Below are 18,733 nucleotides of genomic sequence, written 5' to 3'. Positions count from 1 at the left end.
CCTATTCGTAATAATTATAAATCCCCGCCGGCATCACCAATGACGATGCCACTTCGTAGGCCTTCTCGCGCCCGACCAGCAGGTCAATAATCTTCAATCCAAAATCAATCGCGGTGCCCGGGCCCTGGCTGGTCAGCAGGTTGACGCGCGGGTCCCAGACGACGCGTTTATCCACCCAGTGCTCGTCCGGGATCGTATCCTTAAGCCCCGGGAAGCCGGTCATATTGCCGAGGGGGAAGATATCGTGCGGAACCAGAACCGTGCCCGCGGCGGCGCAGATGGCTGCGACGATACGGCCAGATAGATGAAACTGACGCACGGTCTCGACCAGCAGCGGGCTGTCGCGAAAACACTCCGCGCCTTTTAAGCCGCCGGGCAGCACGATGATGTCGTAATCTCCGTCAGCCACCTGCACCAGCGGGGCATCCGCGAGGATTTTCACCCCGCGTGAACAGGTGATGGCCAGATTACCGTCGCTGGCGACGCTGGCGGTGGTGACCTTAATGCCGCCGCGCACCATTAAATCTATGGCGGTGACCGCTTCCATCTCTTCGCTACCAGGGGCGAGGCATACCAGTGCTGACGCGCTCATATTCATTTTCCTTACGTTTAACCCGATCGTACAGGCGGGCGTTTTCCGGCACCGCGATCCCGTGCGCACGGGCACGCTTTAGCAGATAGCCGGTAATGTAGTCGATTTCGGTGTGGCGTAACGCCCGCACGTCCTGCAGCATCGAGGAGATATTTTCTGCAGTGCTATCAATCACCTGCTCGACATAATAGCGTAAATCATCCGCCGAGGTGTGTAAGCCCTCACGCTCAACGACCGAAGCCACTTCTTCGCACAGCGCCGCGATTTCCTGCGGATGGTTTTTTAGCGCGCCGTTTGGACAGTCCCAGAGCGCCGTCAGCGGGTTAATCACGCAGTTTACCGCCAGCTTGCGCCACAGCTGAGGGCGAATGTTGTTGTGCCAGGCGACATCCGGCAATACGTTCTGCAGCACGTCGGCGAGATAGCTGTAGTCGCCATCCTGCGTTCTGGCGGGGCCAATATGCGTCACGCCGCTGGCAACGTGCACGATAATATTGCCGTCGCGACGTGCGGCGTGCGTCGTCGTCGCCATCAGCAGAGGCTGCGGGACGCTTTTCAGCTCATCAATGGTCCCCATGCCGTTATGCAGCAGCAGTATGGGCGAAGTGGGAGGGAGCTGCGCGGCCAGCGTCTTTACCGCGTCTGAGACCTGCCACGCCTTGAGCGTCACCAGCAGGAGGTCGCTTTTTGCCAGGAAATCGGGATCGTTCGCGGTGAGGGATTCGTTAAATATGCTTCCGTCTTCGCTAATCAGGTTTACACTGCAATAGGGCTGGGGCACGCGCAGCCAGCCCTGAACCTCATGTCCGTGCTTGCACAGCGCGGTCAGCCACAGCTGACCAAGCGCTCCGCATCCGAGCACCGTAATTTTCATTGTTCCTCCTCACCTGCAACTGCGCCAGGTGTTACAGCTTAATTATACAGCTAAGCTTCTGTTGAGTTATGCCTCGTAGCGGGTATTATGCAACGCAACAAAAGTGAAGGGAGAAGAAAAGATGCCATCTTTCGATATTGTTTCCGAAGTTGATATCCAGGAAGTTCGCAACGGCGTTGAGAACGCAACCCGCGAAGTTGAGTCACGTTTCGATTTTCGTGGCGTTGAGGCCTCGTTTGAGCTGAACGACGCAAATAAGACCATTAAGGTGCTGAGCGAGTCTGATTTCCAGGTGAATCAGCTGCTCGACATTCTGCGCGCTAAGCTGTTGAAGCGCGGCATCGAGGGGACGTCTCTGGACGTGCCGGAAGAGTTTGTGCACAGCGGTAAGAACTGGTTTGTCGAGGCCAGGCTGAAGCAGGGCATTGAGAGCGCGGTCCAGAAGAAGATCGTTAAGCTCATCAAAGACAGCAAGCTGAAGGTGCAGGCGCAGATCCAGGGCGAAGAGATTCGCGTGACCGGTAAGTCCCGCGATGACCTCCAGTCCGTCATGGCGCTGGTGCGCGGCGGCGATCTGGGACAGCCGTTCCAGTTTAAAAACTTCCGCGATTAATGCAAAAAAGCCCGGTTTCACCGGGCTTTTTTCACGCTTTTATCGCCTGCTCGACCTCGAAGCGGTTGGTCACCTTGCTGTCTATTTTGACGTAAGCGCTGCGCTCTTCCGGGACAATCAACACCTCGGTCACGCCCTCTTTGACTTCCAGACGCTGTTTCAGCGCGTCGCTGATTTCCACATCCTCCGGAATTTCTACCCGCAGGCTGCTCACGTAGCGCGGCTCTTTCATGGTGCTGGCAACCAGCAGCCAGACCGTTGCCAGCAGCGCACCGGCGAGAAACACGGTTTGAGAGTCAAACAGACCGTCGACCCAGCCGCCAAGCGAGCCGCCGATCGCCACGCCAAGGAACTGGCTGGTGGAGTAGATGCCCATCGCCGTGCCTTTGTACCCGGCGGGGGACTCTTTGCTGATCAGCGACGGAAGCAGGGCCTCCATCAGGTTAAAGGCCAGGAAGAACAGCTGCACGCCGGCAATCAGCTCCCAGAAGTGCGGGCCGGCACCCCAGAGCACAATTTCGGCAATCAGCAGGATCGCCACGCATCCCACGAAGACGCGCTTCATTTTGCGCTTCACTTCGGCGTAGATGATGAACGGCACGACGGAGACAAACGAAATCAGCATCGTGACCAGATAAATTTTCCAGTGCTCAGACGCCGGGAAGCCCGCAGCGGCAAGCTGGCCGGGCAGGGCGACAAAGGTCGACATCAGCAGGATGTGCAGACACATAATGCCAAAATTGAGCTTGAGCAGGCGCGGCTCGACAATCACTTTGCTGAAGCAGCCTTTTACCATCCCCGACTCACGGTTGAGGAAGTGGTTTTTGCTGTCCGGAACCACCCACAGGGTTAAGGCGATACCGATGGTCGCCAGCACGGCAATCATCCAGAACAGCGCGTGCAGGCCCAATGTGTGCGTAATAATGGGGCCAAGCACCATCGCAATCGCAAACGTCACGCCAAAGCTGACGCCGATAAACGCCATCGCTTTGGTGCGGTTTTGCTCACGGGTGAGATCTGACAGCAGCGCCATAACGGCGGCGGCAATCGCGCCGGAACCCTGCAGGGCGCGGCCGAGAATAATGCCCCAAATGGAGTGGGAGAGGGCGGCAATCACGCTTCCGAGCACAAAGACCAGCAGCCCGCCGACGATAAGCGGCTTGCGGCCCACCCGGTCAGAGAGCAGGCCAAACGGGATCTGGAACACCGCCTGCGCCAGACCGTAGATGCCGATCGCGAGTCCAATCAGCGCCTCGCTGGCCCCCTGCAGCGCCATACCGTACGTGGTCAGAACAGGCAGGACCATAAACATGCCAAGCATCCGTAGCGAGAAGACAGTCCCTAAGCCCCAGGTCGCGCGAAGCTCGCCTGGCGTCATTTTATAATCGTTCATTACCACCTCAGTTCAAAAGCAGGCCATAGTGTAGTGCGGGGAAGGGGCGGGGTAAATAAAGGGTTATTTAACAAATATTACATGCGTTATTAATAAATTCCGTGAATAAAAAAGGGTGCCGAAGCACCCCTTTATTCACCTGTTGTGGCTTACCAGACGTAAGTCAGCAGGTTATGTGAATCCGGCACCATGAAGTCTACGGACATCATCACGGACAGCGAGGTGATGGCAACAATCGAGAACACAAACAGCTTGCGTGCCCAGACTTTGTCATCTTCCACTTTGTAACCGCGCAGCGCCATACCGAGCCACCAGACGCTCACCGCGGCCGCTACCGCCAGATATTTATACCCGGCGTAACCACCCAGAGAGAGCATCAGCGTTGCCACGGCAAAGGCGATGATGTAGAGCGTAATGTGGTTCTTGGCAACGGAGATGCCCTTCACGACCGGCAGAACCGGGATGTTCGCTGCCTGATAATCCTTAAAGCGGAAAATCGCGATGGCATAGGAGTGCGGCATCTGCCACAGGCTAAAGATAGCCAGCAGGATCAGCGCACCGCTGTCGAACTCGTTCGTGACCGCGCAGTAGCCAATCACCGGCGGCGCAGCGCCGGAGAGAGAACCAATCAGCGTGCCGTAGACGGAGTGGCGTTTCATATACAGGCTGTAGACGCCCACATACACCACGAACCCCATCACCCCCAGCCAGCAGGCCAGCGGGTTAGCACCAAACCACAGCAGCATAAAGCCAGCAATACCCAGCAAGGTGGCGTACACCAGCGAGACGGAAGGGGCGATCAGGCCTTTCACCAGCACCCGATTTTTGGTCCTTTCCATCTTCTTGTCGATATCCATGTCGATGTAGTTGTTAAATACACAACCGGACGCAACAACCAGTGACACACCGACCAGCGTGTAAATAAAGAGGGTGTAATCGATGCTGCCTTTGGAGGCCAGCAGGAACCCTCCGATCACGGAGATCAGGTTGCCAAAGATGATGCCTGGTTTCGTTACTTGCAGGTATTGCTTAAACATACTCGCCGCTCTTAGTGAACCATCATGTTGTAGTTGAGGTTCCACATAATCCAGATGGAACCGACTACCAGGATAGCGATGATAATCACGGTAAAGATAAAGGCGGTCATATTCCAGCCTTCATCGGACTTGGTGTTCATGTGCAGGAAGCAAACCAGATGCACCAGAATCTGAATCACCGCGGTCACCAGGATTGCACCCAGGATAACCGGCTTAGACGCAGAACCGCTCATCACCATCCAGAACGGGATCACCGTCAGGATGATCGACAGGATGAAGCCTGTCATGTAGGTTTTTACGCTGCCGTGGGAAGCGCCATGATCGTTAGAATGACTCATTACATCGCCCCCATCAGATAGACAACAGAGAACACACAGATCCATACCACGTCCAGGAAGTGCCAGAACAGGCTCAGGCACAGGATACGGGTACGGTTAGTGCTGGTCAGGCCGCGACGGGAGATCTGGAACATCAGTACCGCCATCCAGATCAGACCCGAGGTCACGTGCAGACCGTGGGTACCGACCAGCGCGAAGAACGCGGACAGGAAGCCACTGCGATCAGGACCGAAACCTTCCATAATCAGGTGATGGAATTCATAGATTTCCATCCCGATAAATCCAGCACCAAACAGCCAGGTCAACGCCAGCCAGGAGACAACCTGGCTCTTGTTGTTTTTGTACATGGCGATAGCCGCCATGCCGTAGGTGATGGAGCTGAATAACAGCAGTGCGGTTTCAACCAGAACGAACGGCAGTTCAAAGATGTCCTTGCCGGCCGGGCCGCCCGCCGTGCCGTTCACCAGAACGGCATAGGTCGCGAACAGACAGCAGAACAGAATGCAGTCGCTCATCAGGTAGATCCAGAAACCGAAGACTTTGGTCGGTCCTGTATCGTGGTGCGCATGCTCATGCGCGTGGGCAGTTGAGTGCGCCAGAGTATCAGTTGCCATTTTTCAGCCCCGCTTTAGAAATCTCGTCGAAATGCTGATTTTCCAGCTTCTCAACTTCACGGACTGGTACGTAGTAGTCCACGTCCTCGTCAAAGCTCTTCACAATCCAGCTGATTACGATGCCGGCGAAGCCAACAATCGCCATCCACCAGATGTGCCAGATCATTGCGAAACCAAATACCGTTGCGAAGGCGGCAATGACGATGCCCGCACCGCTGTTTTTCGGCATGTGGATCTCTTCGTAATGAGCAGGTTGCTTGTACGCTTCACCTTTTTCTTTCATTTCCCAGAATGCGTCGCGTTCATGAACCTGCGGCACGATGGCAAAGTTATAGAAAGGCGGTGGAGAAGAGGTTGCCCACTCCAGCGTACGGCCACCCCATGGGTCACCGGTCAGGTCACGGTTCTGGTCGCGGTCGCGAATAGACACGTAGAACTGAATCAGCTGAGACGCGATACCGCAGGCAATCAGCACGGCGCCGCCCGCTGCAACCATCAGCATTGGGTGGAACTGCGGATCGATCTGCTGGCTCAGACGACGGGTCATACCCATGAAGCCCAGCACGTACAGCGGCATAAATGCCACGAAGAAGCCGATGATCCAGAACCAGAACGCGCGTTTACCCCATTTCTCGTTCAGCGTGAAGCCGAACGCTTTTGGCCACCAGTAGGTTACGCCAGCGAAGCAGCCGAAGACCACGCCACCGATGATAACGTTATGGAAGTGCGCAATCAGGAACAGACTGTTGTGCAGAACGAAGTCAGCGCCCGGTACCGCCAGCAGTACGCCGGTCATCCCACCTACGGAGAAGGTTACGATGAAGCCGATGGTCCACAGCATCGCTGAGTGGAACACGATACGGCCCTGGTACATGGTGAACAGCCAGTTGAAGATCTTCACCCCGGTCGGGATGGCGATAATCATGGTGGTGATACCGAAGAAGGCGTTTACGTTCGCGCCCGCACCCATGGTGAAGAAGTGGTGCAGCCAAACGATGAACGACAGAACGGTAATACACACGGTTGCCCACACCAGAGAGGTGTAACCAAACAGACGTTTACGCGAGAAGGTTGCCGCGATTTCGGAGAACACACCGAAGACAGGCAGAACCAGGATGTACACTTCCGGGTGACCCCAGGCCCAAATCAGGTTGATGTACATCATCATGTTGCCACCCATATCATTCGTGAAGAAATGGGTGCCCAGGTAGCGGTCCAGGGTCAGCAGCGCGATGGTGACGGTCAGAATTGGGAAAGAGGCAATAATCAGGATGTTGGCGCACAGAGATGCCCAGGTAAATACCGGCATCTTGAACATGGTCATGCCAGGGGCACGCATCTTGATAATGGTCACGAAGAAGTTGATACCGGTCAGGGTAGTACCGACACCGGAGAGCTGAAGCGCCCAAATCCAGTAGTCGACGCCAACGCCCGGACTGTACTCAATTCCTGACAGCGGCGGATAAGCCAGCCAGCCGGTCTGCGCGAATTCGCCCACGCCCAGTGACAGGTTAACCAGGATAACGCCGACAACCGTGAACCAGAAGCTCAGGTTGTTCAGGAACGGGAACGCCACGTCGCGCGCGCCAATTTGCAGCGGAACGACTACGTTCATCAGACCGATAACCAGCGGCATCGCCACGAAGAAGATCATGATAACGCCGTGGGCGGTAAAGATCTGATCGTAGTGGTGCGGCGGCAGGAAGCCGGCTTCACCCGCAGAAGCGAGTGCCTGCTGGCTACGCATCATGATCGCATCCGCAAAGCCACGAATTAACATGACGATACCGACGATGCAGTACATGATACCGAGTTTTTTGTGGTCAACCGAAGTCAGCCACTCGTTCCACAGGTAGCTCCACTTACCGAAGTAAGTGATCAGGGCCAGTAAGGCCGCGCCACCAATGATAATTGCAGCCACCGTAACCACGATAATCGGTTCATGGTAGGGCACTGCATCCAGTGTCAATTTTCCGAACATTTTCTTCCTCGGCCCCTTAGTGAGCGGTTTCCGCGTGGCTCATGTCCATGCCTTCCATACCTTCGTGCGCGCTGTGCTCGCCTTCAGGCTGGGTCATGTCCATGCTCTTGCCGTGATCCATAAATTTGCCAATAACGTCTTTGAACAAATCAGGTTTCACATTAGAGAAGTACTCCACCTTGTTGTATTCGCTAGGTGCAGCCACTTTTTCGAACGCCGCCATGTCAGACATGGTGTTTGGAGACTGCTTCGCTTTTTCAACCCACTGGTCGAAAGCGGCACGGTCTGGCGTTGCAATAGCTTTGAACTTCATACCTGAGAAGCCCGGGCCGCTATAGCTGGCGGAGATACCATCATAGGTGCCTGCTTCATTCGCGATCAGGTGCAGGTTGGTCTGCATACCGGCCATCGCGTAAATCTGGCTACCCAGACGTGGGATGAAGAAGGAGTTCATTACGGAGTTGGAGGTCACTTTGAACTGAACCGGAGTGTTCGCCGGGAAGGCGATTTCATTCACGGTAGCAATACCCTGCTCTGGATAGATGAAGAACCATTTCCAGTCCATGGAGACCACTTCAATGGTAATAGGTTTCTCATCGTGAACCAGCGGTTTGCTTGGCTCAAGTGCGTGAGTGGTTTTCCAGGTCAGCACGGCAAGGAACAGGATGATCAGGATAGGTACCGTCCAGACCACAGCTTCCACTTTATTGGAGTGTGACCAGTTAGGGCTATACTTCGCATCTTTATTGCTCGCACGATACTTCCAGGCGAAACCAACAGCCATCAAAATGGCAGGAATAACCACAATCAACATCAGGCCAAAAGCCGTCAGTATCAGTGAACGTTGTTCCAGTCCAATCTGTCCTTTGGGGTCTAGTAGTGCAGAATCGCAGCCACTGAGTAATACAGTGCCCGCGAATAATGACAACCATCCCAAACTTTTATTGTATTTCCCGAGTCTCATTTAACGACCTCAATTCCACGGAGTCTGGTGGCGTTTAAAGTGTGCGGGCATTTTACGGGAAGGTTACATTACTGTAAACATCATTAGGCCTGTGTCAGGAAGGTGTTACCGGGTTCTGCCGCACATGTCACAAGTGTTGCAAATTATGTCGGTTTTTATGACTGAAGCCGCATGGCGTGGGCTTTATAACGAAAGGACCCCTAAGCATACCCTAAAAGGGGCAATTGGTATAACCATTGTTAAAAATAAACAAAAAATTAACAATTAATTATCAATAAAAAGACATATAAAAAACGAAAAATCAAACTATCGGATGCTGAATCGTTTAATGAAAAATAGCGTTTTGGAACTGGAGCCAATAATTTCCAAATCCTATCCCGCACAAAACAACAAATATTTTTTTAGCGGTTGTTGGCTATTTCGCCGTTATAATTTCGGTTGGTGATTACAACGGGAAATAACCTTTCGCCTTTTTCTTCAGGTCATCTGCGTTTTACGCAACGCCATGAAATCGAGCAGTCCCCCGGTCAGGATCCCGGCAATAGCCAGCAGGGCGCCTGCATCCAGCAGCAGGGCTTCAAACGGGAGTGCCAGTGACGTGCTGGCGTTAATAATCAGCACCACAACCCAGAGTGTCAGCGCTACGCAGCCCGCCATTAACAGACGTAACGCAAAACGGTAGGCGCGATGATATTCGGTACGCGGCATAAAGTGTTCTGTCCGCTGGGTATATTCCAGCGTCCGGCGGCAGACCAGCAGCAATAAAATTCCCGGCACGGCAGCCACGACCGAGAAGAGGTAAAAGGTTGGCCAACCGTGGGCTTCCACGAACCAGCCGGCAATCGGGCCAACGTACACGCGGCCAACGGCGGAGAGCGCCGAGAGCAGCGCGAACTGGGTGGCGGAAAACGACTTGTTGCACAGGGTCATCAGCAGGGCGACAAACGCCGCAGTGCCCATGCCGCCGCAGAGGTTTTCGAAGAACACCGCCGCGGCCATGCTGACCGTATGTTTGTCGGTAATCGACAGCAGCCAGTAGCCAGCGTTAGAGGCACCCTGAAGGATGCCGAAAATCAGCAGCGCGCGAAACAGCGTCAGGCGCTGCATCAGCACCCCGCCATACAGTGCCCCAACGATGGTTGCAAACAGCCCCAGCGTTTTGTTCACCACGCCCACTTCTCCGGCGTCAAAGCCGACACCCCTGATCAGGAAGGTGGTAGTCAGGCTCATGGCAAAGGCATCGCCCAGCTTATAAAGGACAATGAGCAACAGGATAAGCCAGGCGTTGTTGCGGCCAAAGAAGTCGCGCAGCGGTTCGGCAACGGCCTGCTCCAGCGAGCGGGGTACCGGGATAACGTCGCTCGGCTCGGGCGCGAAGAGCGTTGCGATAATGCAGGGGATCAGCAGGGCGGCCATCAGCCAGTACATGCCCTGCCAGCCTAAGTAACGGTCTGCCAGCCACAGCGCCAGCCCACCGGAAACCAGCATCCCAAGGCGATAGCCCAGCACGCTAATGGCGGCACCGGCACCGCGCTCTTCCGCAGGTAATACGTCCGTCTTCCAGGCGTCGAACACGATGTCCTGAGAGGCGGAACAGAAGGCAATGACTACCGCAAGCGCGGCCATCCAGCGAAGCTGCGTGCTGGGTTCAAGAAAACCCATTCCCGCAATGGCCAGCAGCAGCAGGATCTGCGTCATCACCAGCCAGCCGCGTCGACGCCCGAGGAAAGGCGGCGTGTAGCGATCCATCACCGGAGACCACAGGAACTTAAAGACATAGGCCTGGCCCACAAGCGAAAAGAAGCCGATGGTTTTAAGATCGATATTCTCAACCGTCATCCACGCCTGAAGCGTACCGGAGGTGAGCGCGAGGGGTAAACCCGAGGCAAAGCCGAGGATCAGCAGAATCGCTGATTTCGGTTGCTGGAAAATGCGTAAGTAGTGGCTGGACATGTTTTATAAAGCTGACCCGGCGATGTACCGGGTCAGCTGGCAGGATTAACGCGCGTTCTGCTTGATGAAGTCGTGAATGCTGGTGTCCTGCGCCATATCGGAAATGGTATCCGTCAGCACGCTGTTAACCGCATCAGCAATATTTTTATTCGAGGCCTGGAACGCGCCTTCGACAGAGTAGCTCGCACGATAGTTCTTGGTCATCTTGTTGCCGTTCTTCGCGGTGGCGATGATGGCGATATCCGCTTTAGTGGCGATGTTGTAGCGCACGTTACCCTGAGACACGTCAGCGTACAGGTTGTTCACGATGATCTGCAGATCCACCGCGCCGCTTGGGCCAACCATATAGCCGCGGGAGGTCATCTGTTTCTCCAGCACTTCCTGCAGCAGGAAGCGCAGGTCGCGGGAAGCGGTCAGGGTCACCTGCTGGTTATCGCGGGTCACTTTTGCCAGGGCCTGATCCTGACGCTGATCGGCACCGTTAATGCTCACGGTAACGCCCATCAGGCTTGGATCCTGCTGAGGCAGCGTGATTTTTGGTGAGACATCAATGGTGGTCGGCGGGGTAGCGCAGCCTGCCAGCATAAAAAGGGCTACCAACGGAAAGAAGAGTTTTTTTAACATTTTCGGGTTCTCAACGAATCGTAAGCATATAAAGAGAAAAATTGTCGCCATCATAACATCGCCAACGGCGAGGGGAAGTGGTCAACGCATGTAAATTCATCGCCTTGTCCGAAAACTGACCAGTTCCCCGTTTTTCCCAATCCGTGTGTGACAAAACGTATGAGTCACAGAGTGAACTTCATTCGTTTGAATGAGAAAATCAGACGAAAGCTAAATATTTGTTGTCAAGGTGTAATGGAAACGGTAAAAGCGGCTAATATTTAAAGGGATGGGTGACATCCTGGCGTTGTCGGAGGAGTAATTTCATGATGATACGTGAGCAGATAGAAGATAAATTAAGGGCAGCGTTCAACCCTGTGTTCCTCGAAGTCGTCGACGAAAGCTATCGTCATAACGTGCCGGCAGGTTCTGAAAGCCACTTTAAAGTGGTTCTGGTTAGCGATCGCTTCACGGGAGAACGTTTCCTGAATCGACATCGCTTGATCTACAGCACCTTGACGGAAGAACTCTCCACGACCGTGCATGCGCTGGCACTGCATACCTACACCATTAAGGAATGGGAAGGTTTGCAGGATACGGTTTTCGCATCCCCGCCCTGTCGCGGTGCAGGCACTATCGCCTGATAAATCGGATTTGCAACGGCTGGAGCTTTTCCAGTATGTTGCTTACAGATTTCCTCAAAACGGCCTCCGGGCCGTTTTGTTTTGTCTGAGTTTTGAGCGGATGGTGCGATTTTAAGGCTAAAAATAGCCTTAAAGTGTGAAAAAAGCCGCAGCAACATGCCCCAACCGTTCTCGACTCACCTAAGTGATGCCGCTATAATGCCGCGTCTTATTGAATGTCTTCGGGATGATTCTGGCGACAGGGAATGTGAATCTGCACTAAGAGAGCATCCCGGTATAACAGACAGATTCAGAGTTGACCGAGCACTGTGATTTTTTTGAGGTAACAAGATGCAAGTTTCAGTTGAAACCACTCAAGGCCTTGGCCGCCGTGTAACGATTACTATCGCTGCTGACAGCATCGAAACTGCTGTGAAAAGCGAGCTGGTCAACGTAGCAAAAAAAGTACGTATTGACGGCTTCCGTAAGGGCAAAGTACCAATGAATGTTGTTGCTCAGCGTTATGGCGCTTCCGTGCGTCAGGATGTGCTGGGTGAACTGATGAGCCGTAACTTTATTGATGCGATCATCAAAGAAAAAATCAATCCGGCCGGTGCGCCAAACTACGTTCCAGGCGAATACAAACTGGGCGAAGACTTCACCTACTCCGTAGAGTTCGAAGTGTACCCGGAAGTTGAGCTGAAAGGTCTGGAATCTATCGAAGTTGAAAAGCCGATTGTCTCCGTGACTGACGAAGACGTTGACGGCATGCTGGATACCCTGCGCAAGCAGCAGGCGAACTGGAAAGAGAAAGAAGGCGCTGTTGACGCTGAAGACCGTGTCACCATCGACTTCACCGGCTCTGTAGACGGCGAAGAGTTCGAAGGCGGCAAAGCGTCTGACTTCGTACTGGCAATGGGCCAGGGTCGTATGATCCCAGGCTTTGAAGACGGTATCAAAGGCCACAAGGCTGGCGAAGAGTTCACTATCGACGTGACCTTCCCGGAAGAATACCACGCTGAAAACCTGAAAGGTAAAGCAGCGAAGTTCGTTATCAACCTGAAGAAAGTGGAAGAGCGCGAACTGCCAGAACTGACTGAAGAATTCATCAAGCGTTTCGGCGTGGAAGATGGTTCCGTAGCGGGTCTGCGTACCGAAGTGCGTAAGAACATGGAACGCGAGCTGAACGGTGCTGTGCGTAACCGTGTGAAATCTCAGGCGATCGAAGGTCTGGTGAAAGCCAACGACATCGACGTTCCAGCTGCCCTGATCGACAGCGAAATCGACGTTCTGCGCCGTCAGGCTGCACAGCGTTTCGGTGGCAACCAGCAGCAAGCGATGGAACTGCCTCGCGAACTGTTTGAAGAGCAAGCGAAACGCCGCGTTGTGGTTGGCCTGCTGCTGGGCGAAGTGATTCGTACCCACGAGCTGAAAGCTGACGAAGAGCGTGTGAAAGGCCTGATCGAAGAGATGGCCTCTGCATACGAAGATCCATCAGAAGTGATCGAGTTCTACGGTAAGAACAAAGAGTTGATGGACAACATGCGCAACGTTGCCCTGGAAGAGCAGGCTGTTGAAGCGGTACTGGCGAAAGCGAAAGTGACCGAAAAAGCGACCTCTTTCAACGAACTGATGAACCAGCAGGCGTAATTTCGCCCCAACGGTTTAAAGTTTGAACAGAAAACCCGTTGCCTTGCGGCAGCGGGTTTTTTTTATCGCAGCTTGAGCCCAGGAAGAGTGCTAAAACGCCCTTTCGGTGTTAGCGTAACAACAAAAGGTTGTTATGCTTGAAATAGGGCACTGCGAACCCCATAAGTACGTAATCATGATGAATGAGACTGGCTGATAATCCGTCCGTAAGGTTACAATCAGTACAGCAGGTGTTTTCAATTTTGATCCAGGAGACGGAAATGTCATACAGTGGCGAACGAGATAACTTTGCACCCCATATGGCTCTGGTGCCAATGGTTATTGAACAGACCTCACGTGGTGAGCGTTCTTTTGATATCTATTCCCGTCTGCTCAAGGAACGCGTTATCTTTCTGACCGGCCAGGTAGAAGACCACATGGCTAACCTGATCGTGGCGCAGATGCTGTTTCTGGAAGCGGAAAACCCGGAAAAAGACATTTACCTGTACATTAACTCCCCGGGTGGCGTGATTACAGCAGGGATGTCCATTTATGACACCATGCAATTCATCAAACCGGATGTCAGCACGATCTGTATGGGTCAGGCCGCATCTATGGGTGCCTTCCTGTTAACCGCAGGGGCGAAGGGCAAGCGTTTCTGCTTGCCAAATTCCCGCGTGATGATTCACCAGCCGCTGGGCGGTTACCAGGGGCAGGCGACGGATATTGAAATCCACGCCCGCGAAATTCTGAAAGTAAAAGCGCGCATGAATGAACTTATGGCGCAGCATACGGGTCAACCCCTCGAGCAGATCGAGCGCGATACCGAGCGCGATCGCTTCCTCTCTGCTTCAGAGGCAGTTGAGTACGGCTTAGTCGACTCCGTGTTGACCCATCGTAATTGATGCCCGCGACGCGAGTGTGCCGCTATACTAAGGTAGGGCGGCACGTTGCTGAATGCAGCTTGCGTCTTAGAATGGCATTTGCGTCGTCATGTGCGGCACAAAGAACTTAAAAAGAGGTTTGGACTCATGACAGATAAACGCAAAGATGGTTCGGGCAAACTGCTGTACTGCTCTTTTTGCGGCAAAAGCCAGCATGAAGTGCGTAAACTGATTGCCGGGCCGTCCGTGTATATCTGCGACGAATGCGTCGATTTATGTAACGACATCATTCGCGAAGAGATTAAAGAAGTCGCACCGCACCGTGAGCGCAGCGCGCTGCCAACGCCGCATGAAATTCGTCATCACCTTGACGACTACGTCATCGGTCAAGAGCAGGCCAAGAAAGTGCTGGCGGTAGCGGTCTATAACCACTACAAACGCCTGCGCAATGGCGATACCAGCAACGGCGTAGAACTGGGTAAAAGTAACATTCTGCTGATCGGCCCAACCGGTTCCGGTAAAACGCTGCTGGCTGAGACCCTGGCGCGTCTGCTTGATGTTCCGTTCACTATGGCGGATGCCACCACCCTGACCGAGGCCGGTTATGTGGGTGAGGACGTCGAAAACATCATCCAGAAACTGCTGCAGAAGTGCGATTACGACGTACAAAAAGCCCAGCGCGGGATTGTATATATCGATGAGATCGACAAGATCTCCCGTAAATCCGACAACCCGTCCATCACCCGTGACGTGTCCGGTGAAGGCGTGCAGCAGGCGCTGCTGAAGCTGATCGAGGGTACGGTTGCTGCCGTTCCGCCGCAGGGTGGTCGTAAACATCCGCAGCAGGAGTTCCTGCAGGTTGATACCTCCAAAATCCTGTTTATCTGTGGCGGCGCGTTTGCCGGTCTGGATAAAGTCATCTCCCACCGTGTTGAAACCGGCTCCGGCATTGGTTTTGGCGCAACGGTGAAATCGACGGCCGAAAAACCGAACGAAGGCGAGCTGCTGTCTCAGGTTGAACCGGAAGATCTGATCAAATTCGGTCTGATCCCTGAGTTCATCGGTCGTCTGCCGGTTGTGGCAACGCTGAACGAGCTGAGCGAAGACGCGCTGATCCAGATTCTGAAAGAGCCAAAAAATGCGCTGACCAAGCAGTATCAGGCGCTGTTCAATCTGGAAGGCGTTGACCTGGAATTCCGCGACGAAGCGCTGGATGCGATTGCCAAGAAAGCGATGGTTCGTAAAACCGGGGCCCGTGGTCTGCGTTCTATCGTTGAAGCGGCACTGCTCGACACCATGTACGACCTGCCGTCGATGGAAGACGTTGAGAAAGTGGTGATTGACGAGTCGGTCATCAGCGGTCAAACCAAGCCGCTGCTGATTTACGGCAAGCCGGAAGCACAGCAGGCATCTGGCGAATAATTCACCAAATCATACAAGCAGTTAATCAAAAAGGGGGGATTTTATCTCCCCTTTACTTTTTCCGTATTCATAGCGTTGAATGTGTGGGAAACATCCCCATATACTGGATACATGTTAATGGTTATGTGAAGCACAGTGACATGACCAGCTTACCTGGCGGACACTAACTAAGAGAGAGCTCTATGAATCCTGAGCGTTCTGAACGCATTGAAATCCCCGTATTGCCGTTGCGCGATGTGGTGGTTTATCCGCACATGGTCATACCCTTATTTGTAGGGCGGGAAAAATCTATCCGTTGCCTCGAAGCCGCTATGGATCATGATAAAAAAATCATGCTGGTGGCGCAGAAAGAAGCATCAACGGATGAGCCGGGTGTAAACGATCTTTTCACCGTCGGGACCGTGGCCTCTATTTTGCAGATGCTGAAGCTGCCTGACGGCACCGTGAAGGTGCTGGTAGAAGGGCTGCAGCGTGCGCGTATTACCACTCTGTCAGACGACGGCGAGCACTTCTCTGCGAAGGCAGAGTACCTTGATTCGCCCGAGCTTGATGAGCGCGAGCAGGAAGTGCTGGTGCGCACCGCGATTAGCCAGTTTGAAGGCTATATCAAGCTGAACAAGAAAATCCCACCAGAAGTGCTGACGTCGCTGAACAGCATCGACGATCCTGCACGTCTGGCGGACACCATCGCTGCACACATGCCGCTGAAGCTGGCTGACAAACAGTCCGTGCTGGAAATGTCCGACGTTAACGAACGTCTGGAATACCTGATGGCGATGATGGAGTCCGAAATCGATCTGCTGCAGGTTGAGAAGCGAATTCGCAACCGCGTGAAAAAGCAGATGGAGAAGTCTCAGCGTGAGTACTATCTGAATGAGCAAATGAAGGCCATTCAGAAAGAACTGGGCGAGATGGACGACGCGCCGGACGAAAACGAAGCGCTGAAGCGTAAGATCGACGCGGCGAAAATGCCGAAAGAGGCGAAAGAGAAGGCCGAAGCGGAACTGCAGAAGCTGAAAATGATGTCTCCAATGTCGGCTGAAGCGACCGTCGTTCGCGGCTACATTGAATGGATGGTGCAGGTTCCGTGGAACGCCCGCAGCAAGGTCAAAAAAGACCTGCGTCAGGCGCAGGAGATCCTGGACACCGACCACTACGGCCTGGAACGCGTCAAAGACCGCATTCTTGAGTACCTCGCGGTACAAAGCCGTGTGAACAAAATTAAAGGCCCGATTCTGTGCCTGGTCGGACCGCCGGGGGTGGGTAAAACCTCTCTGGGTCAGTCCATCGCCAAAGCGACCGGACGTAAGTATATCCGTATGGCGCTGGGTGGCGTACGCGATGAAGCGGAAATCCGCGGTCACCGCCGTACCTACATCGGCTCTATGCCGGGTAAACTGATCCAGAAGATGGCGAAAGTGGGCGTTAAAAACCCGCTGTTCCTGCTCGATGAGATCGACAAAATGTCGTCGGACATGCGCGGCGATCCGGCGTCTGCCCTGCTGGAAGTGCTTGATCCAGAACAGAACGTGGCGTTCAGCGATCACTACCTGGAAGTGGACTACGACCTGAGCGACGTGATGTTCGTGGCAACCTCCAACTCCATGAACATTCCGGCCCCGCTGCTGGACCGTATGGAGGTGATCCGTCTCTCCGGCTATACCGAAGACGAGAAGCTGAACATCGCTAAGCAGCACCTGCTGCCGAAGCAGATTGAGCGTAACGCGCTGAAAGCCAACGAGCTGACCGTCGAGGACAGCGCGATTATTGGCATCATTCGCTACTACACCCGTGAAGCGGGCGTGCGTAGCCTTGAGCGTGAAATCTCTAAGCTGTGCCGTAAGGCGGTGAAACAGCTGCTGCTGGATAAGAGCCTGAAACACATTGTGATTAACGGCGACAATCTGCATGCGTACCTGGGCGTTCAGCGCTTTGACTACGGTCGCGCGGACAACGAAAACCGCGTTGGCCAGGTGACCGGTCTGGCATGGACGGAAGTGGGCGGCGATCTGCTGACCATCGAAACCGCCTGTGTGCCGGGCAAAGGCAAACTGACCTACACCGGCTCGCTGGGTGAAGTGATGCAGGAGTCCATTCAGGCGGCGCTGACCGTGGTGCGCGCGCGCGCGGAGAAACTGGGTATCAACCCTGATTTCTACGAAAAACGCGACATCCACGTACACGTGCCTGAAGGGGCAACGCCGAAAGATGGCCCAAGCGCGGGTATTGCCATGTGTACCGCTCTGGTTTCCTGTCTGACAGGTAACCCGGTGCGTGCCGATGTCGCAATGACCGGTGAAATTACGCTGCGCGGACAGGTTCTGCCAATCGGTGGATTAAAAGAAAAACTGCTGGCGGCACACCGCGGTGGGATCAAAACCGTATTGATCCCTTATGAAAATAAACGCGATCTGGAAGAGATTCCGGACAACGTGATTGCCGACCTGCAGATCCACCCTGTTAAGCGCATTGAGGAAGTTCTTAGCCTCGCATTGCAAAATGAACCGTCAGGAATGCAGGTTGTAACCGCAAAATAGTGACCTCGCGCAAAGAGCGTCAATAAAAACAAGGCTGGTAAGTCATTTCGCACTTGCCAGCCTTTTTTTGTATAGCTAATTTAGATTGCTGATTAGGTCAGCCATCAACAACGGGTGTTGTAAGGTCATGGCAGGCCTGATATAACTGCTGCGCGGTCGCGTTGTGAAGGATTCAGGCGCGATATAAATTATAAAGAGAGGAAGAGAACAGTGAATAAATCTCAACTGATTGACAAAATTGCTGCTGGTGCTGATATTTCTAAAGCTGCAGCTGGACGTGCGTTAGATGCATTAATTGCTTCTGTTACTGAATCTCTGCAGGCTGGAGACGACGTTGCACTGGTAGGCTTCGGTACTTTTGCTGTTAAAGAGCGTGCTGCCCGTACTGGCCGCAACCCTCAGACCGGTAAAGAGATCACCATTGCTGCTGCTAAAGTGCCGGGTTTCCGTGCAGGTAAAGCGCTGAAAGACGCAGTAAACTGATTGCTTTCCCGTTTCAGGGAAGCCGGAAAGTACAAGGGCGCATCATTTGATGTGCCTTTTTTGTTTGTCCAGACCTGATTTGTGCGAGTTTATGCGAGTTGTGGGCTGACAATCGCCCCGTTTTCTTGTCACAATACGCCTTCACGCGCGACGGGCAGGATTTTCCGTCAGCGTCAGGTAACCAGTCACCTAC

At 53.8% G+C, this 18,733-nt stretch carries 17 protein-coding genes; 7 read left to right on the top strand and 10 right to left on the bottom strand.

The annotated features are described in order from the left end of the window. Window position 1: 1 nt before the first annotated feature. Window positions 2-592, bottom strand: coding sequence for a protein deglycase YajL (gene yajL / locus L6R44_RS23095; protein ID WP_237425532.1), 591 nt, complete (start codon window positions 590-592; stop codon window positions 2-4). Further along, on the bottom strand, window positions 555-1,466 hold the full coding sequence (gene panE, locus L6R44_RS23090) for a 2-dehydropantoate 2-reductase (RefSeq protein WP_237425531.1): 912 nt from the start codon (window positions 1,464-1,466) through the stop codon (window positions 555-557). The genes yajL and panE overlap by 38 nt, the downstream gene beginning before the upstream one ends. Window positions 1,467-1,587: 121 nt before the next feature. Between panE and L6R44_RS23085 the strand changes: the two genes are divergently transcribed. Beyond that, window positions 1,588-2,079 (top strand): YajQ family cyclic di-GMP-binding protein, encoded by a 492-nt coding sequence (locus L6R44_RS23085; RefSeq protein ID WP_033144770.1) that lies wholly within the window; start codon window positions 1,588-1,590, stop codon window positions 2,077-2,079. Between the two features lie 31 nt (window positions 2,080-2,110). On the opposite strand, the gene L6R44_RS23080 is transcribed toward L6R44_RS23085, so the two are convergent. The 8 genes from L6R44_RS23080 to L6R44_RS23045 all read right to left on the bottom strand — a co-directional run bounded on the left by L6R44_RS23080 (window position 2,111) and on the right by L6R44_RS23045 (window position 10,983). After that, window positions 2,111-3,472, bottom strand: a complete 1,362-nt coding sequence (locus L6R44_RS23080; RefSeq protein WP_237425530.1) for an MFS transporter — start codon at window positions 3,470-3,472, stop codon at window positions 2,111-2,113. 149 nt (window positions 3,473-3,621) lie between these two features. Beyond that, window positions 3,622-4,509 carry a heme o synthase gene (cyoE, locus tag L6R44_RS23075; protein ID WP_013095848.1) on the bottom strand — a complete coding sequence of 296 codons (888 nt, stop codon included), beginning with the start codon at window positions 4,507-4,509 and terminating at the stop codon, window positions 3,622-3,624. 11 nt (window positions 4,510-4,520) lie between these two features. Continuing rightward, window positions 4,521-4,847, bottom strand: coding sequence for a cytochrome o ubiquinol oxidase subunit IV (locus L6R44_RS23070; RefSeq protein ID WP_006176899.1), 327 nt, complete (start codon window positions 4,845-4,847; stop codon window positions 4,521-4,523). Further along, a complete protein-coding gene (locus L6R44_RS23065) occupies window positions 4,847-5,461 on the bottom strand; it encodes a cytochrome o ubiquinol oxidase subunit III (RefSeq protein ID WP_014168863.1) in 615 nt (204 codons plus the stop codon). The genes L6R44_RS23070 and L6R44_RS23065 overlap by 1 nt, the downstream gene beginning before the upstream one ends. Next, window positions 5,451-7,442: a cytochrome o ubiquinol oxidase subunit I gene (gene cyoB / locus L6R44_RS23060; protein ID WP_014168864.1), complete on the bottom strand. Its 1,992-nt coding sequence runs from the start codon at window positions 7,440-7,442 to the stop codon at window positions 5,451-5,453. The genes L6R44_RS23065 and cyoB overlap by 11 nt, the downstream gene beginning before the upstream one ends. A 16-nt stretch (window positions 7,443-7,458) precedes the next feature. After that, the gene (cyoA, locus tag L6R44_RS23055; RefSeq protein WP_014882770.1) at window positions 7,459-8,406 is read right to left on the bottom strand and encodes a cytochrome o ubiquinol oxidase subunit II; all 948 of its coding nucleotides are present in this window, start codon (window positions 8,404-8,406) and stop codon (window positions 7,459-7,461) included. Window positions 8,407-8,883: 477 nt separating this feature from the next. Further along, window positions 8,884-10,359, bottom strand: coding sequence for a muropeptide MFS transporter AmpG (ampG, locus tag L6R44_RS23050; RefSeq protein WP_237425529.1), 1,476 nt, complete (start codon window positions 10,357-10,359; stop codon window positions 8,884-8,886). 45 nt (window positions 10,360-10,404) lie between these two features. After that, window positions 10,405-10,983, bottom strand: coding sequence for a lipoprotein (locus L6R44_RS23045; RefSeq protein WP_028017643.1), 579 nt, complete (start codon window positions 10,981-10,983; stop codon window positions 10,405-10,407). Between the two features lie 305 nt (window positions 10,984-11,288). Here L6R44_RS23045 and bolA point away from each other — a divergent pair, with 305 nt between their 5' ends. From bolA to hupB, 6 genes are all read left to right on the top strand, one after another. Continuing rightward, window positions 11,289-11,606, top strand: a complete 318-nt coding sequence (bolA, locus tag L6R44_RS23040; protein WP_013095855.1) for a transcriptional regulator BolA — start codon at window positions 11,289-11,291, stop codon at window positions 11,604-11,606. A gap of 330 nt (window positions 11,607-11,936) precedes the next feature. Then, window positions 11,937-13,235, top strand: a complete 1,299-nt coding sequence (gene tig, locus L6R44_RS23035; protein ID WP_014882773.1) for a trigger factor — start codon at window positions 11,937-11,939, stop codon at window positions 13,233-13,235. Between the two features lie 260 nt (window positions 13,236-13,495). Continuing rightward, complete coding sequence (gene clpP, locus L6R44_RS23030) at window positions 13,496-14,119, top strand: ATP-dependent Clp endopeptidase proteolytic subunit ClpP (RefSeq protein ID WP_008503317.1); 624 nt, start codon at window positions 13,496-13,498, stop codon at window positions 14,117-14,119. Window positions 14,120-14,245: 126 nt separating this feature from the next. After that, on the top strand, window positions 14,246-15,520 hold the full coding sequence (clpX, locus tag L6R44_RS23025; protein WP_045909778.1) for an ATP-dependent protease ATP-binding subunit ClpX: 1,275 nt from the start codon (window positions 14,246-14,248) through the stop codon (window positions 15,518-15,520). 182 nt (window positions 15,521-15,702) lie between these two features. Next, on the top strand, window positions 15,703-18,057 hold the full coding sequence (lon, locus tag L6R44_RS23020; RefSeq protein WP_023334706.1) for an endopeptidase La: 2,355 nt from the start codon (window positions 15,703-15,705) through the stop codon (window positions 18,055-18,057). Window positions 18,058-18,267: 210 nt separating this feature from the next. Next, window positions 18,268-18,540: a nucleoid-associated protein HU-beta gene (hupB, locus tag L6R44_RS23015; RefSeq protein WP_002444653.1), complete on the top strand. Its 273-nt coding sequence runs from the start codon at window positions 18,268-18,270 to the stop codon at window positions 18,538-18,540. Window positions 18,541-18,733: the final 193 nt, after the last annotated feature.

The organism is Enterobacter cloacae complex sp. ECC445 (genome assembly GCF_021892025.1).
GTDB classification, from domain to species: Bacteria; Pseudomonadota; Gammaproteobacteria; order Enterobacterales; family Enterobacteriaceae; genus Enterobacter; species Enterobacter chengduensis.
The sequence above is the reverse complement of the archived record's forward strand: the minus strand, read 5'-3'. Positions and strand labels throughout refer to the sequence as shown.